This window comes from Streptomyces sp. NPDC053673, assembly GCF_055585225.1.
The window spans coordinates 45,994-61,058 of the sequence record NZ_JBVJKN010000021.1; the positions used below are offsets into that span (position 1 = coordinate 45,994).

The following is a 15,065-nucleotide window of genomic DNA, read 5'->3' on the forward strand; positions in this document are numbered from 1 at the left end:
GGATGTCCCTTCGATGTGAGGGGCGGTCATTGAGTGCTCAGCAGAGTGTCCGCGACGGCTCGCAGGAACCCGCCCTTGCGGACGTAGTCGAGCTCACCGCTCGTGTCGACGCGTGCATGCATGCGCCATTCCCTGGAGACGCCGGTCTCGGTGTCACGCGCGCGCACCAGCACCTCGCCCCGGGGCTCCAGGCCGTCCAGGCCGACGATGTCGAAGGTCTCATGACCGGTGAGGCCCAGGGAGTCGGGACTGTCGCCCTCGGCGAACTGCAGCGGAACGATGCCCATGCCGACCAGGTTGCTGCGGTGGATGCGCTCGAAGCTCTGCGCCAGTACGGCCCGGACGCCCAGCAGCGCGGGGCCCTTGGCCGCCCAGTCCCGGGAACTGCCGAAGCCGTAGTCCCTGCCCGCCAGCACGACGACGGGCGTGCCCGCGGCCGCGTAGGCGGTCGAGGCGTCGTACACGCTCATGGTCTGCCCGGTGGGGGTGTGGACGGTGTGGCTGCCGCGGAGGTCCGGGGTCAGCCGGTTGCGGAACTTGATGTTGGCGAAGGTGCCGCGGATGAGCACTTCGTGGTTGCCGCGGCGGCATCCGTAGGAGTTGTACTCCGCCGGCGGTACCCCCGCGTCGGACAGGAAGCGCCCGGCCGGTGAGTCCGGCGCGATGGAACCCGCGGGCGAGATGTGATCGGTGGTGGTCGAGTCCCCGGCGAAGACCAGGACCCGGGCACCGCTCAGGTCGGACAGCGTGCGTCGTGTCTCCTCGTCGAAGAACGGCGACCTGATCAGGTAGTCGGAGCCGGCGGGCCAGTCGTAGACGGGCCCGGACGGGAACTCCAGCGCACCCCAGGCCTCGTCGCCTGCGAACAGCGACGCCTTCTCCCGGCCGAAGTGCTCGAACGACACATGACCGACGGCTTCGGTGATCTCCTGCGGTGTCGGCCAGAGGTCGCGGAGGTACACCTCCCGGCCCTCGGCGTCGACACCGATGGGCTGTGAGGTGAGGTCCGTGAGTACGGTTCCGGCCAGCGCGTACGCGAGCACGAGCGCCGGAGAGGCGAGATAGGCGGCGGCGACGTCGGGGTGGATGCGTCCCTCGAAGTTGCGGTTGCCCGACAGTACGGCGGACAGCCGGGCCCCGGTGGTGCGCACGGCCTCCTCGGCCAGCGGCGACAGGCCGCCCGAGTTGCCGATGCAGGTGGTGCAGCCGAAGCCCGCCACGGTGAAGCCGAGTTTCTCGAAGCTCGGCAGCAGCCCTGCCGCGTCCAGGTAGTGGATCACTGCCCGGGAGCCGGGGGCCAGGCTCGTCTTGACCCACTCGGGCACGGTCAGCGCGCGCTCCACCGCCTTACGGGCCATCAGGCCCGCGGTCACCATGGAGATCGGGTTCGAGGTGTTGGTACAGCTGGTGATGGCCGCGATGGCGATCGAGCCGTCTCCGACGGACGCGGCGCCGGACGTGGCGTCCACGGCCTGACCCGTCGGTGCGTCGGTGCGTTCGGGGAAGCCGGCCGGCACGGAGCGGAGCGGGATCCGTTCCTGCGGGCGGCGCGGGCCGGCGACGACGGGCTCGACCGCGGACAGGTCGAACTCGACGGTCCGGGCGAACCGGGGCTCCTCGGTGCTGCCCAGCGGGACGAAGAGTCCTTGCTCCTTGCTGTACGCCTCCACCCGGGCGATCTCGTCCTCGGGGCGCCCGGTCAGCCGCAAATACGACAGGGTTGCCTCGTCCACCGGGAAGAACGCCACGGTGCAGCCGTACTCGGGGGCCATGTTCGAGAGCGTGGCCCGGTCGGGCAGCGACAGCGCCGCGACTCCGGGACCGAAGAACTCCACGAACTGCCCCACGACGCCGGTGCCGCGAAGGAACTCGGTCATGGTCAGGGCGAGGTCCGTGGCCGTGCTGCCGGTCGGCAGCGCACCCGTCAGCCGGACGCCGACAACAGGCGGGCTGAGCAACGAGATCGGGTGGCCGAGCAGCGCGGTCTCGGCCTCGATGCCTCCGACACCCCAGCCAAGCACACCGAGTGCACCGACCATGGGGGTGTGTGAATCGGTGCCGAGGACCGTGTCACAGGCCAGCAGGCCGTCCGTGTGCGTCATGACGACGCGGGCGAGGTGCTCCAGGTGCATCTGGTGGACGATGCCCTTGCCCGGCGGCACGACCCGGAGTCCGGCGACCTCCTGCTGGGCCCAGCGCAGGAACCGGTAGCGCTCGTTGTTGAGTTCGTACTCGCGCCGCATGTTGAGGCTCAGGGCGTCGGGGCGTGCCCAGGCGTTCACCTCGACCGAGTGGTCGACGACGAGGTCGACGGGCAGCGCGGGCCTGGCCTTGCGGGGGTCCAGCCCGCGTTGCTCCATGATGGAGCGCAGGGACGCCAGGTCGGCGAGGACCGGAATGCCGGAGTGGTCCTGCAGAATGAGCCTCGTCGGGCGGAACGCGACCTCGACGTCAGGGCCCTCGCCCGTGCTCGCGGAGATCAATGCAGCAGAGGTCGCGAAGGCCTCCTCAATTCCCTGCCCGTCCTGTTCGGCGCTGGTAGAAATCGCGCTCCGTAGTATATTCTCCACCAGAATCCGGACACTGCGGGGCGCGGTTGCCATGCCGCTGAGCCCATTCTCTTCGGCGGCCGCCAGGCTACAGAACCGGGCCGTTCTGTCCGGCAGGGTCAGGGTGCGCAGCAAGTTCTGCATTTCTTTCGCTCTTATTTCTCGTCGAAGGATTCATATAGCGTGCAGGGTTCATGAATGGGCGCTGCCGGGAACGAGGTCGTCATGATGAATACGGCAGTGCGTGAGGTCGCTCTCTGGCAGAGCCCGGAGCCGTCCGTGGCGGCTGACGTGGATGTCGCCGTCGAGGTGCTGGAAGCGGCGGGGCTCACTGTGCGGTGGGTCCTGACAGCGCCGGGGTCCGCCGCGTCAAGGGAGGTGAATGCGCAGGTGGATGCCGGTCTTCTGGCTCCGCTTCACGCGTCGCCTGCCGATGCCCACCAGTTGGCCCGGCAGGCTCGCCAGGACTGGGGCGCGGCTCTCAGCCTCATCGAGAGGCGTGGTCCGAGCCTGCGTGAAGGAACAGTTCTGGATGTGCTTCTGGTGCGGTCGGAATTCGACCTCAGTGACCTCGGAATAGAGTTCGCCGAACATTCTGACGGCGTCGCCGAGCTGCGCGGTATCACCCTCGAGCACAGTGCGAGGCCCCTGCGTGAAGAGGCTGCAGCGGCCGTCCATACAGCTGACCCCGAGCGCATTCGAGTATTTATCGAGAAGGCCGTTCAGGTGTGTCGTGACAGGGGTGTGAGGCGGATTACCGTTGCCCATAAGGGAAACTCCATCAAATACACTGACGGGCTCTTCGCGCTGACCGCACGTGAAGCATTGGAGAAGCTGGTCGATTCTCCGGACATCGTGTGCGACAGCCTGATCATCGATCATATGGCCGCTGAGCTGGTGCGGAATCCGGACAAGTACAGTGCCGTTCTCACCCACAGTGCGTTCGCCGACCTGCTGGCTGCCGTTCTCGAAGGTCAGCTGACCGGGGACCGGGGCGGCGTGTGCACCACGCTCGACCACGCCGGCCGGCCCCAGTTCGGCTATGACACCGCGCTGGACACCACGCGCCTCGACGGGGAAAGCGCCGACCGGGCCCGCGTGCGCCGACTCCGCTCAACTTTGCTGGCCGGCACGGAACTTGCCGGGTACCTGTCGCTCGACGCGGCCGAGGCGGCGATCAGGACGGCCGTCACCGCCGTGGAGAACGACGGTGCGACCTGGCAGGCCGCTGAGAGGGCCGCGCGTCACGCCGTCGGACGGGGCGGTGCCCGATGACGGCGTGACGCACGGCTTCAGCGCCCGGCGGGTGAGGAGCCGTCAGGCAGCCGACTCCGCGAGGGCCTTCTTGTAGAGCTCGACCGTGGCCTCCTGCGAGACCGCGCCGCGCAGCCGGATCGACTCTGCGCGGACCGCGTCGAGCACCTCACCGAGGAGCTCCTCGCGGGGCTCGACGCCCTGCTGCTCCAGGGCCCAGGCAACGAGGGCGCGACCGGAGTGCTTGCCGAGCACGTACCGGCGCTCGCCGCCGACGTGCTCCGGCGGGAAGGGCTCGAAGCTGGAGGTGTCGCGGAACATGCCGTTCGCGTGGATTCCCGACTCGTGCGCGAAGACGTTGTCACCGGTCACCGGCTGCCAGGGCAGCACCTCGTGGTTGGCCGCCTCGGCGACGAGCCGGCTCATCTCCTTCAGCTTCGTCAGGTCGATGCCCAGGTCGCGGTCGTAGAGCTTCTTGAGTGCGACGACGACCTGCGCCAGGTCCGCCATGCCGGCCCGCTCGCCGATGGCGTTGACCGTGACGTGGAAGTAGCGGGCACCGGCCTTGAGGCCGGCCAGGGTGTTGGCCGTGGCCAGACCGAAGTCGTTGTGGGCGTGGCACTGGGTGTCGATCGGTGCCGCCTCGCCCACGGCGGCCACCCGCTCGCCGTACGCCTCCGGGCCGAGCAGACCGACGGTGTCGGACAGCCGCAGGCGGTCGGCGCCGGCCTCGTGCACGACGCCGGCGTACTCCTGCAGGAACGAGATCTCCGTACGTGCGATGTCCTCGGCGCTGATGGAGACGAACGCCCCGCGGTCCTTGGCCATCTTGATGAGCTCGGTGGCCGTGCTCAGCAGCCACGTGCGGTCCTTGCGGACGCTGGCCTTGAGGTGACCGGCCGAGGTGGGCAGGCCGATGTGCACTGCCTTGAAGCCCATGTCGAGCGAGCGCTCGACGTCCTCGCGGACACCGCGGTGCCAGACGACGAGGCGGGCCTCGTCCTGCCGCTCCACACAGGACCGGATGAAATCCAGCTCCTCGCCGCCCATGGCGGGGATGCCGATCTCGATCGAACGCACACCGGCGTCGATAAGAGAATTCAAAATCTTGGTTTTGGTTTCCTTGGAGAAGGCAACCCCGGGCGTCTGCTCTCCGTCGCGGAGGGTCGTGTCTTCGAGGACGATGTCATTCCGGATAGACATTGAAGTCTAAACCTTTCGCTCTGAGGCGTCCTGAGGCGGTGCGACGCCGCCTTAGGGTGAATTGAATAGCAAGACCGATCAAGATCATCCAACTTGGGGTGAAACGGACATACTTAGCCATTCAACGGTATGTTTCCCCCGTACCGGAAAGCTCTTGCCAACGTGTCCTGCGGGACGGTTGACTACCGTAGCTGGTGCAGGTTGCAACTGTACACAGGTATGTTCTCGGTGAACATCTCTTTAGCGTCATGTGGACAGTGTGGCCGAGATAACGGGGAGAATCATTGAATAAGCGCAAGATGCTGCGTGAAGCCATTTCCAGGAATTCCTTCTCCACGGCGGCCGGCGTGCATGATGGGCTGAGTGCGCGCGACTGCGACACGGGCTTCGTGGGCACCCGCAGCGTGGCCCGCATCGTGGACTGGAGATCCTCGACTTCGGCCGGAGCTGGGTCAACAAGGAGGTCCCGCTCGTCGCGGTGCCGACCACCTGTCCGGACATCGATGCCGCCCAGCTGCGCGAGGCGGGCTTCTCCTTGGCCATCTACGCGAACCAGGCCCCCCGGGCGTCCATCACGGCCATGGAGGCCGGACTCACCCGGATCTCCGGGGAGGGATGCACCAGCAGTCTCGACAGTGAGATCGCCGCACTGGGCGATGTATTCCAGCTCCAAGACTGATGAAGCACATGAATAAATACAGGGTGACCCTGGTGCCGGGCGACGGAAGCGGCCCGGAACTCGTATCCGCAGCCCGTGTCGTACTGGATGCCGCGGCGGCCGCCGCAGGTTTCCGCTTCGATTGGAATGTCAGACAGGCCGGCCAGGGCGCCCTCGCCGAGGCGGGCGCATTGTTGCCGGCCGCAACGCTGGACGCCATAAGGGATGACGGAGTGGCCCTGAAAGGGCCCACGACGACTCCGATCGGTACCGGCCACAGGTCTGTGAATATCACTATCAGGCAGGAACTGGATCTCTACGCCTGCCTCCGCCCGGTCCGTGTCCTTCCCGGTTTCGCGGAGGAGGAAAGCCGCAGAATTGACTTGGTAGTCGTACGCGAGAACACTGAAGACGTCTATTCAGGCCTCGAGTACCCGGCGGGCTCGGCAGGCGCCAAAGCCGTGGTGAGGATGCTGGGCGACTCCGGAAAAGGTATATCCGCCGAGGCAGGTGTATCCCTGAAGCCGTTCACGCCGGAAGGCTGCCGCAGAGTCATCGAGTTCTCCTTCGACTACGCGCGACGCAACGGCCGGAAGCTGGTGGAGGTCGGTGCAGACGGTCACCGCTACCCCCTCACGGAGGGGATGTTCGCCCGGACCGGCAGGGCCGTCGCCGAGGGCTTCGCGGATGTGACGTCCCGCGCCGTACCGGTCACCGAGCTGTGCGCCTCACTGCTCAGATCCCCCCTGGACCACGACGTCATCGTCCTGCCGAACCTCTACGGGGACATTGTGTCGGACATCACCGCGGCCCTCGTGGGTGGCCTGGGCGTGGCTCCCGGGGCCAACATCGGCAAGGGACATGCCGTGTTCGAGGCGACGCACGGATCGGCCCCCGAGTTCGCGGGCACCAACCGGCTGAACCCAACGGCGCTGATCTTCTCCGGCTGCATGCTGCTCGACCACCTGGGAGAGCACGATACGGCGGCCCGGGTCCGCACCGCTGTGGAAGACGTGGTGCGTGAGGGGCGCGTGCTCACCTTCGACCTCCTTCAGCCGGAGCAGGCGCACAACGCGGCCACCACGACGGAGTTCACGGCTGCCGTCATCGACCGGATCCGGCAACTGGCATGAGAGACAACTCGGTTCGCGCGACCACGCGCTGTTGGAGAGGTGTATGAACCCGCAAGCGGCACAGGCCGGACCGGTCACACGGGAGAGTCTTCGCAGAGACTTGGCGGCCCTCGGAGTCACACGCGGTCAGATTCTTCTCGTCCACGCGTCCCTCTCCTCCCTCGGGTGGGTATGCGGCGGGGCACAGACCGCTGTGCGGGCACTGCAGGACGCGGTGGGTTCCGAGGGAACCCTCGTGATGCCCACCTTCTCGGGCGACCAGTCCGATCCGGCGACGTGGCGCAAGCCCGCGGTACCGGAGAGCTGGTGGCCCGTCATCAGGGAACAGATGCCGGTCTTCGACCCGGCACTCACACCCACGCGCGGCATGGGCGTGATCGCGGACACCTTCCGCCGTGCGCCGGGCGTCGTGCGCAGCCTCCACCCCCAGAACTCGTTCGCCGCCTGGGGCAGGCACGCCCGCGAGATCACGGAGGACCACGGTCTGCGGGAGCGACTGGGCGGGGGCTCACCGCTGGAGCGGATCTACGACCTCGACGGCCATGTCCTGCTGCTGGGCTGTGGCTTCGAAAGCAACTCGTCCTTCCATCTGGCCGAGTACCGCACGGCCTATCCCGGACGGAGGAACGCGAATCGCCTCGTCCCGGTGCCGCGCGGAGACCGCAACGAGTGGGTGGTCCAGGACGACATCGTCTACTACGAGGAGGACTTCCACGTGATGGGTGAAAGCTGCCTGTCGGCCATCGCGGGACATGCGCGCGGTCGCGTGGGGGAGGCCCGGGCGATGCACTATCTCCAGCGGCCGTTCGTGGACGCGGCGTGCACGTGGATGGCGCGTCATCGCGACCTCACGGCAAGCGGAGCGGCGGTGGCGTCGTGACCGGTCGGCCGCGGTTCGGTACGGTCGTCTGCGGCGGCGGCCCGGCCGGAGTGTCCCCGGTGGTGGCGGCAGCCGTGCAGGGTCGGCTGGAGGAACTGCTCGAGGACGGGGTCCTGCTGATCGAGGCGGGGGAGCGGGCGGGAGCCGGAGCGTTCGCCCGCTACCACATCCGCGCGAACTCCCTCGGCTCCGTCTTCCTGGAATGCATTGAGGGTCCGGCGGGCAAGGAACTGCTGGCCGGCCTCGAGGACACGCCGGAGGTGGCGGCGCTGCGCGAGTGGGCGGACGAGTATCCCCCGCTGCCCGTGGTCGGTGCCTTCCTCGCCCTGGTCGGCGACCGCGTGGTGAAGGTGCTGCGCGCCCATCCGAGGTGCGACGTCCTGCTGGGGCACCGCGTCGACGAAGTCCGGCTGGCGTCGGACGGTGTCCAGGTCCGCGTGACCACCACGGATGGTGAGACAAGTGAGGTACACGGGGATCGGGCGCTCGTCGCGATGGGAGGGGACGAGCGGACGGATGTGGCTTCCGGCGCGCTTCGATGGCTATGCGACGCCCACCCGCACCTGCGCGTGCTCACGTCCGGGCGCGTGGTCGGCGACGGTTCGTGGCTGCCGGAAGCCGAGGACTCCCCCCACCGGGACCTGCGCCGCATCACGGTGCTCGGTGGCGCGCACAGTGCCTGGGCCATCGCCGCGCAGCTCGCTGTGCTCTCCCAGGCGGGGTGGTTCGACGGGGACGTCGAAGTACGGGTGGTGGAACGGCAGGAGCCGCCCATCTTCTACTTCAACCCCGAGGAGGCGGCCGCCGATGGCTACCGCTTCTCGATCGAGCAGGACATGTGCCCGCTCAGCCGGCGCGTGCACCGCTTCGCCGGGTTGCGTGGTCCTGCCCGCGAACTGGCCCGACGGGTCATGGGACTTGCTCCGGAAGCGGCGCTGGACGGCTTCGCCGCACTGACCGTGCCCGGTCCGTGGACCGGACCAGTGCTGGAAGAGGCGGGAGTCGCGGACACGGATCTGCTCATCACCTCCCTCGGCTACGACGCTCTGCTGCCGCGGCTGGTCGGGCGCGACGGCGCCGAGCTGACGCTGGCCCGCCGGTCCGGCGCGGTGGACACCGGTACCACCGGCATTCCGGTGCTGGAGTCGGGTGAGGCGGTGGACCGCCTGGTCGTCTACGGGCTGGGGGCCGGCCTGGTGCCCTCCGGCAGCATCGGCGGCGAACCCGGCTACCGGGGCCGGCTGGACGGCGTGTGGATCTATCAGCACGACATCGGCGCCGTCATTCTCGACTCCCTGCTGCCGTCGGCCGCACAGGGTCGGGATCGTGGAGCCGACCGATGAGTCACGAAAGGAATCCCTTGAGCAAGACCGAACTGCCCTCCCGCGCCATTGTGTTGGCGGCCGGACTCGGACAGCGTCTTGGACAGGCCTCCACCCGGCGGCCCAAGCCGCTGACCCCGGTGGCCGACCGGCCCATCCTCGCCCACACGCTCGGCCACCTCGCGGCGGCGGGAGTGCAGGAGACCGTCCTGGTCGTAGGGCACCTGCACGAGCTGATCGAGGAGTTCGCGGGCGAGGAGTTCGCGGGCATGAAGATCCGCTACGTACGCAACGAGAATGCGGCCACGACGAACAACCTGCATTCCGTGTGGCTCGCCCGCGAGTACTTCGACCAGGACGTGCTGCTCCTGGAAGGAGACGTCGTGTTCGAGGCCGAGGTGCTGGAGCGCATGGGTGCGTTCGCGGATGCCAGTGTCGCGGCGGCCGCGCAGCCGCTGCGTGCGCTGCGTGGCACGGTCGTGTCGAAGGACCCCGACCACCGGCTCACGCAGTACGTCGACGACCGGCAGCAGTCCGGTGCCTTCGACCACCCGGGCTTCCTGAAGACCGCCAACCTCTACCTGCTGCGCGAGTCATTCCTCAAAGCGGGCTTCCTTCCCGCGTTGGATGACCTCAACAGCAGGCTCGACGGACAGGGCTACTACGACTACGCCATCAGCTCGGGTATCGAGGCCGGCGGTCACGCGTGGGCCGTCGCCGACATCACCGATCTGGCGTGGTACGAGGTGGACGACCCGGGTGACCGCCGACAGGCGGAGTTCCGGCTGCTCCCGGCAGCGGAACAGAAGCGGGTGCTGGAGACGCTGCACGGCGGCTACTGGCGATACGGGGTCAAGGACCACGCACTGCTCTACAACGTGCACTTCCCGCCCGCGGCAATGATGGACATCCTGAGGTCCGACTTCGACGCGGTCGTGCGGAACTACCCCTCGGCCCACGCCCCGCTGACAGAGCTGGCGGCCACCGTCGCGGGGCGAGCGCCCGAGGAGGTCGTGCTGGCCAACGGCAGCTCCGAGCTCATCAAGATGCTGGCCCGTATGCGCGGCAACTGGGCCGTCCCCGTGCCTGGTTTCAACGAGTACGAGAATGTCGTCGGCTCCGAACGGGTGAAGCGCTTCCAGCTGCACGGGCCGGACTTCACCCTGCCCGTCGAGGCGTACGCGGCGTTCATCGAGGAATCCGGTGTGGACACCGCGGTCGTGGTTTCGCCGAACAACCCGACGTCAGTCGGCGTACCGCTCGCGGACCTGCGCCGTCTCGCCGAGCTCGTCGGGCCGGACGTCCTGCTCGTGATCGACGAGTCGTTCGTGGACTTCGCCGAGGCGCCTGTCGCGTCCATCGTGCCGCACCTCGACGAGCACCCCAACGTCCTCGTCCTCAAAAGCATCAGCAAGGTGTACGGGGTCGGCGGAATCCGCCTCGGGTATGCCGTGACCGCCGTCACGGAACTGGCTGCCGAAATGCGCCGGGAGCTGCCGATCTGGGACATCAACGGATTCGCCGAGGAATTCCTTCGGGTGCTGCCGCACTTCCGCTCGGATTTCGCGGACAGCTGCCGGCGGATGCAGGACAACACGCGGGCGCTGGCCGAGGGGCTTTCCGCTGTTCCCGGCATCCGGGTGGTACCGCCGGACGCCAATTTCATCTTCGTGGAGATAACCGCGCAGATCGATGCTCCGACATTGAGCCTCGAACTGTATCGACGGCACCGGATCCTGACGAAGGAATGCTCCGGAAAGTCGATGCCGGACGGCGCGCAGTACCTCCGCCTCTCCAGCCGCAGCATGGCGGAGAACGCGGTCGTCGTGGACGCGGTGGCGGGGATCCTGGCGGAAGCGCGAGGCGCCTGATGGCTCCGGACGACACCGAGCCGGGCCCGGGCACGGCTCGGTGGATCGGTCACGGCGAGCGCGAGGTGCACAAGAGCCGGTGGCTGACGCTCTCGGCCGCCCGGGTCGAATTGCCGGACGGCGAGTTCGTCGACCACCACTTCATCCGGACGCCGTCGGCCGCGATCGCCGTCGCGGCCGACGGGGAGAACCGGGTCCTGATGATGTGGCGCCATCGGTTCGTGCCGGATCTGTGGGGCTGGGAGCTGCCGGGCGGCCTGGTGGACGACGGCGAGGATCCGGCGGTCACGGCGGCGCGGGAGCTGGAGGAGGAGACGGGCTACCGGGCCGGGCGGGTCGAGCCGCTGCTGACGTACCAGCCCATGGCAGGCATGGTGGACGCTCCGCATCACGTCTATCTGGCGCGTGACATCCGCCGGGTGGGGCAGCCCGCGGATGCGAACGAAGCGGAGCGGACCGAGTGGATGACGCCTGAGCGGTGTGCGGAGATCGTGCACGGCGGGCGCACTCTCACCTCGGGCACCGCCATCGGCTTGCTGTCCTTCCTGTCACGCGTCGCACGCTGACAGCGCGGCCCCGCATATGCGGGTGCCACGCCGGATCCCCGGCGTGGCACCCGCGCTGACCGCAATGAGCAGGTCAGTCCTTCTGCTGGACGACGGCCGCTCGCTGCATGCCCCACCGGTGGGTGGACATGAACTCGGGGAACTCCCGGCCGTTCTCGACGTTGATCCACAGCCGCAGCAGGTGGCGGGTGGTGTCCGTGGCGCCGCCCTGGTCGTCGCTGTAGGCCGCGCGGCGGTGGACGGTGGTGTTGTCGTCGACGAGCTGCATGTCACCCGGCTCCAGCCGCATGGACACGTAGTTCTCCTCGCGCGCGGCGATGGCCTCGAACGTGTCAAGTGCCAGCTTCTCGGCCTCCGACTGGAAGAAGCCCAGCTTGGCGGGGGCCGAGTCGGCGAACTGGCGCAGGAAGTAGCGGCAGGTCAGCTTGCCGTCGAAGTAGCCGTAGATGGCGTTCTTGTACGCCGGCGGGGTGCCGGGCGGCTCCTCGCCGCGGTAGTCGTAGAAGACGCCGGCGTAGTAGAGGCCGAGCAGCTCGGGCGCTTCGGCCAGCAGGTCGTTGTAGATCTGCATGGCGCTGGCGACGTAGAACTCACCGCCGTGCTGTGCCTGCTGCAGACAGAGCAGGGCCGCGATGTCCGGGGCGTCGCTGTGGAAGGGGAGCGCCTCGTTCGTCTGGTAGCCCCGCACCGTCTTGCTGTTCAGGCGGCCGACGCCATGGTCCTTGATGGAGACGACGCGGTCGCCACGGCCGTTCTGCGGCACAGCCTTGCCCAGGTGCAGGCCGACGACACCGAAGACGGTCTGGGCCTCCTCGAGGGTCAGGCCCTCGATCGGGACGCCCTTGACCATGGCGAGGCCACGGCCGTTCTCCAACTGGTCGACGCATCGCGCGAAGAGGCCGGCGGATGCCTGGAGGGGAACGGAAGAGCGGTTCAGGGACCAGACGTCCTGGCCGTTCGCAGCGATCTTCTCGGCGGATTCCAGGATCTCGGCGCGCATCTTCTCATCGAGGATATACGTCCACTGCGATGCGTCCTCGACATCGCTGCGGCGCCAGACGCTGGGGCCGGTTACAGGGGTCTTCAATATCTCGACCACGAAGTTTCCTTTTCGATTTCTCTTGGGTCTCGCCATGGAGCCGAAAAGCAGGACTGCAATTGACCTTTTGATCAAGGCTTTCTCATTGATGATCACCTTGTCAAGGCTTCGGGGTTGAATAATTCGGACATCCTCGAAAATGGCCCGGTGTGCCGCATGATGCTCCTCACTCATATGGCGGGCGCCCCGGTTAACGTGGTGCAGGTCGGCGACTGCCAACGGGTGGAAGACTTTGCTGGATCCGAGTCCTACGATGGCCCTGTGACTGTCAACAACAGCGTGCCCAGCAACGTCGTCATCCTTGGATCCACCGGATCGATCGGCACCCAGGCCATCGACGTGATCCTGCGCAATCCCGACCGGTTTCGCGTACGGGCCCTCTCCGCAGGTGGCGGGAACCTGCGACTGCTCGCCCAACAGGCCTTGGACCTCGGTGTCGAGACGGTGGCCGTAGCCGCGCCGGAGGCGGAAGCCGGCCTCCGTGCCGCGCTGAAATCCGAGGCGGACGCGCGCGGCGGCGCGCATCCCATGCCTGAGCTCATCTCGGGTCCGGACGCGTCAACTCACCTCGCCGCACTGCCCTGTGACTCCGTACTCAACGGCATCACCGGCTCTGTCGGCCTCGCACCGACCCTCGCGGCCCTCGACGCGGGGAGCAGGCTTATCCTCGCCAACAAGGAGTCGCTGATCGTCGGTGGCCCGTTGGTCAAGCAGCGCGCCAAGCCCGGCCAGATCATCCCGGTCGACTCCGAGCACTCCGCCCTCTTCCAGTGCCTGCAGGGCAACAAGAGCGAGTCGGTGCGCCGACTGGTGCTCACCGCGAGCGGCGGCCCGTTCCGTGGCCGTACGCGCGAGGAGATGGCGGAGGTCACCCCTCAGGAGGCCCTGGCGCACCCGGTCTGGAACATGGGCCCCGTGGTGACGATCAACTGCGCGAACCTGGTGAACAAGGGCCTGGAAGTGATCGAGGCGCATCTGCTCTTCGACATCCCCTTCGACCGCATCGACGTGGTCGTTCACCCGCAGGTGATGGTGCACTCCATGGTCGAGTACGCCGACGGCTCGACGATCGCGCAGGTGAGCCCGCCCGACATGCGACTGCCCCTCTCCCTCGGGCTCGGGTGGCCGGACCGGGTCCCCGACGCCGCGCCGACGTGTGACTGGACCAAGGCCTCGACGTGGGAGTTCTATCCGGTGGACGACCGGGCCTTCCCGGCGGTGCGCCTGGCGTGCGAGGTCGGCGAGGCGGGCGGCACGATGCCCGCCGTCTTCAACGCGGCCAACGAGGAGTGCGTGGCGTCATTCACCGAAGGCAGGCTGAAGTTCAATGGAATCGTCGACACCCTGAAGCGCATCGTCGAGGAGCACGATCTCGTACCGGGCGAATCAATGACGCTGGAGGCCGTCGCCGACGCCGAGCGCTGGGCGCGCAAGCGGGCGCAGGAGCTGACCTCCTCGGCCTGAGCCTCGACAGGGCTACCTCGTTCGGTTGAACGACCGCGGCCTCCCAGCCCTGTTGGGCCAGGAGGCCGCCTGCCCGGTGCTCCGTCTCAGGACGAGGATCCCGCACCCGTGCGTCGCTGCCTGCTGTTGCGGTGGGCCTCGCGGAGGACCTTCAGATAGAAGCTCACGTAGCTGTCCTCGGTGTGCTCGGCAAGCTCCTTGGCCACGGGATGCCGCTCCGGGAGCCGGTTGATCGGTACGACCATCGACGCGTGGTGCTCGACGTGGAAGTTGTTCCCGTTGGTGTACCACTGGCTGAACCAACTGCCACTGATCGTACGGGTGTTGCGCAGCACATCGGTGCTGTTGTTCTCGCACAACACATGCTCCGGAAGCTCCAGGAGGAAGTGCATCGGTATGGAGAGCAGAAGCGGCAGGACCCACAACAGCAGGACGGCACGGCCTAAGCCGAGGGCTGACAGGGCCGCGCCGGCTACGACCGCGAGCGCGAACAGCCGGTACTCGGAGATGATCTGGCGCTTGGAACGGTCGCCGATCTGCCCCATGGTGTAGGTCCAGGTCCCGCGCCCGCTCCTGAGCATGTCCGCCCCCACCTGGAGCAGCCGCCCGGGGCTGAACGTGCCCTGCAGCAGAGCGCCCCACGTCAGCGGCCGACGGGTGTCGAAGCCGAAGAACTCGGAATCATCAGGGGTGCCGAGGTACTTGTGGTGCTGAAGGTGCTGGACCCTGTAGTGGCTGTAGCAGGAGAGCAGAGGCAGCCCGAGCAGGATGCCGACGGGCCGGTGCGGCGCACTGCGCCGGAAGGCGGAGTGGTGCAGACACTGATGCTGCAGCTCCACCATGTGTGTGTATATCGCGGCGAGCAGGAATACGCCGATCGACGCTCCGATCCATCCGCTCGTCAGCGCGAGGTACCCCCCGAGGCCGCTGACGAGCAGCGCCACTGACAGCTTCAGCAGGAATACCCGCTCGTCGGCCTGCGAGACTCTGGCCCGTTCGAACAGCACCCTGGCCGCGGCATTGCTGGTGTTCATGATCTCCCTCGAAGGCAAAGTCCATCCGGCCG

The 15,065-nt window shown here is 67.7% G+C and carries 12 protein-coding genes; 8 read left to right on the top strand and 4 right to left on the bottom strand.

Annotated elements, in window-relative coordinates:
• Positions 1-26 precede the first annotated feature (26 nt).
• Positions 27-2,693: an aconitate hydratase AcnA gene (gene acnA / locus ACZ6ZQ_RS26315; protein WP_469770970.1), complete on the bottom strand. Its 2,667-nt coding sequence runs from the start codon at positions 2,691-2,693 to the stop codon at positions 27-29.
• Between the two features lie 54 nt (positions 2,694-2,747).
• Here acnA and ACZ6ZQ_RS26320 point away from each other — a divergent pair, with 54 nt between their 5' ends.
• Positions 2,748-3,824, top strand: coding sequence for an isocitrate/isopropylmalate family dehydrogenase (locus ACZ6ZQ_RS26320; RefSeq protein ID WP_469770971.1), 1,077 nt, complete (start codon positions 2,748-2,750; stop codon positions 3,822-3,824).
• A gap of 42 nt (positions 3,825-3,866) precedes the next feature.
• On the opposite strand, the gene ACZ6ZQ_RS26325 is transcribed toward ACZ6ZQ_RS26320, so the two are convergent.
• Positions 3,867-5,006, bottom strand: a complete 1,140-nt coding sequence (locus tag ACZ6ZQ_RS26325; protein ID WP_469770972.1) for a homocitrate synthase/isopropylmalate synthase family protein — start codon at positions 5,004-5,006, stop codon at positions 3,867-3,869.
• A gap of 478 nt (positions 5,007-5,484) precedes the next feature.
• On the opposite strand from ACZ6ZQ_RS26325, the gene ACZ6ZQ_RS26330 reads away from it, so the two are divergent.
• From ACZ6ZQ_RS26330 to ACZ6ZQ_RS26355, 6 genes are read left to right on the top strand one after another with little or no spacing between them, the layout of a single operon-like run.
• Complete coding sequence (locus ACZ6ZQ_RS26330) at positions 5,485-5,685, top strand: hypothetical protein (RefSeq protein ID WP_469770973.1); 201 nt, start codon at positions 5,485-5,487, stop codon at positions 5,683-5,685.
• 8 nt (positions 5,686-5,693) lie between these two features.
• Positions 5,694-6,797, top strand: a complete 1,104-nt coding sequence (locus tag ACZ6ZQ_RS26335) for an isocitrate/isopropylmalate family dehydrogenase (RefSeq protein ID WP_469770974.1) — start codon at positions 5,694-5,696, stop codon at positions 6,795-6,797.
• 43 nt (positions 6,798-6,840) lie between these two features.
• Entirely contained in the window at positions 6,841-7,677 is an 837-nt protein-coding gene (locus ACZ6ZQ_RS26340) for an AAC(3) family N-acetyltransferase (protein WP_469770975.1), read from the top strand.
• Complete coding sequence (locus ACZ6ZQ_RS26345) at positions 7,674-9,020, top strand: FrbG (protein ID WP_469770976.1); 1,347 nt, start codon at positions 7,674-7,676, stop codon at positions 9,018-9,020. The genes ACZ6ZQ_RS26340 and ACZ6ZQ_RS26345 overlap by 4 nt, the downstream gene beginning before the upstream one ends.
• A 17-nt stretch (positions 9,021-9,037) precedes the next feature.
• A complete protein-coding gene (locus tag ACZ6ZQ_RS26350) occupies positions 9,038-10,870 on the top strand; it encodes an aminotransferase class I/II-fold pyridoxal phosphate-dependent enzyme (protein WP_469770977.1) in 1,833 nt (610 codons plus the stop codon).
• On the top strand, positions 10,870-11,436 hold the full coding sequence (locus tag ACZ6ZQ_RS26355) for an NUDIX hydrolase (protein ID WP_469770978.1): 567 nt from the start codon (positions 10,870-10,872) through the stop codon (positions 11,434-11,436). The genes ACZ6ZQ_RS26350 and ACZ6ZQ_RS26355 overlap by 1 nt, the downstream gene beginning before the upstream one ends.
• 73 nt (positions 11,437-11,509) lie before the next feature.
• Here ACZ6ZQ_RS26355 and ACZ6ZQ_RS26360 read toward each other — a convergent pair whose 3' ends face one another.
• A complete protein-coding gene (locus tag ACZ6ZQ_RS26360) occupies positions 11,510-12,535 on the bottom strand; it encodes a TauD/TfdA family dioxygenase (RefSeq protein ID WP_469770979.1) in 1,026 nt (341 codons plus the stop codon).
• Between the two features lie 261 nt (positions 12,536-12,796).
• On the opposite strand from ACZ6ZQ_RS26360, the gene dxr reads away from it, so the two are divergent.
• The gene (gene dxr / locus ACZ6ZQ_RS26365) at positions 12,797-13,999 is read left to right on the top strand and encodes a 1-deoxy-D-xylulose-5-phosphate reductoisomerase (protein ID WP_469770980.1); all 1,203 of its coding nucleotides are present in this window, start codon (positions 12,797-12,799) and stop codon (positions 13,997-13,999) included.
• An 86-nt stretch (positions 14,000-14,085) separates the two neighbouring features.
• On the opposite strand, the gene ACZ6ZQ_RS26370 is transcribed toward dxr, so the two are convergent.
• Entirely contained in the window at positions 14,086-15,033 is a 948-nt protein-coding gene (locus ACZ6ZQ_RS26370; protein WP_469770981.1) for a fatty acid desaturase family protein, read from the bottom strand.
• Between the last annotated feature and the right edge of the window lie 32 nt (positions 15,034-15,065).

Bases quoted from the DNA above. Each gene is read 5' to 3' on its own strand.
- ACZ6ZQ_RS26325 (WP_469770972.1), bottom strand. From the start codon at position 5,006: ATGTCTATCCGGAATGACATCGTCCTCGAAGACACGACCCTCCGCGAC.
- acnA (WP_469770970.1), bottom strand. From the start codon at position 2,693: ATGCAGAACTTGCTGCGCACCCTGACCCTGCCGGACAGAACGGCCCGG.
- ACZ6ZQ_RS26355 (WP_469770978.1), top strand. From the start codon at position 10,870: ATGGCTCCGGACGACACCGAGCCGGGCCCGGGCACGGCTCGGTGGATC.
- ACZ6ZQ_RS26320 (WP_469770971.1), top strand. From the start codon at position 2,748: ATGGGCGCTGCCGGGAACGAGGTCGTCATGATGAATACGGCAGTGCGT.
- ACZ6ZQ_RS26335 (WP_469770974.1), top strand. From the start codon at position 5,694: ATGAATAAATACAGGGTGACCCTGGTGCCGGGCGACGGAAGCGGCCCG.
- ACZ6ZQ_RS26340 (WP_469770975.1), top strand. From the start codon at position 6,841: ATGAACCCGCAAGCGGCACAGGCCGGACCGGTCACACGGGAGAGTCTT.
- ACZ6ZQ_RS26370 (WP_469770981.1), bottom strand. From the start codon at position 15,033: ATGAACACCAGCAATGCCGCGGCCAGGGTGCTGTTCGAACGGGCCAGA.